Source organism: Corynebacterium sp. UMB6689, from assembly GCF_030215295.1.
In the GTDB taxonomy this organism is placed as follows: domain Bacteria; phylum Actinomycetota; class Actinomycetes; order Mycobacteriales; family Mycobacteriaceae; genus Corynebacterium; species Corynebacterium aurimucosum.
In genome coordinates this window covers 1-261 of sequence record NZ_JASOLS010000201.1, presented here as the reverse complement: position 1 = coordinate 261, position 261 = coordinate 1, and the positions used below count along the sequence as shown (strand labels likewise).

Annotated in this window: 1 protein-coding gene; it reads right to left on the bottom strand. The window is 60.5% G+C overall.

Annotated elements, in window-relative coordinates; translation table 11 throughout:
* Positions 1-261: hypothetical protein (locus QP363_RS13200; RefSeq protein WP_284764822.1), on the bottom strand; the 261-nt coding region annotated here is incomplete at both ends.

The following is a 261-nucleotide window of genomic DNA, read 5'->3' as shown; positions in this document are numbered from 1 at the left end:
GCCCAGCGCACCCCCACGCCCGAGGAAAGCAGGTTGACGCGCGGGCCGCCCAGGCCATCGGCTTCATCGAGCTTGTAGATACCGCGGATAATGCCATCCACATCCACATTCTCCGGTTCGGCCGGCTGGTGGATGGGTTCGTTGTAGACCGTGAGGTAGTACATGACGTTCTGCTCACGCCCGTCCGAGCCATCCCCGTACATACGCGTGAGGCCATCCTTGAAAATATGGCCGAGTTCGTAAGCGTAGGCCGCATCGTAA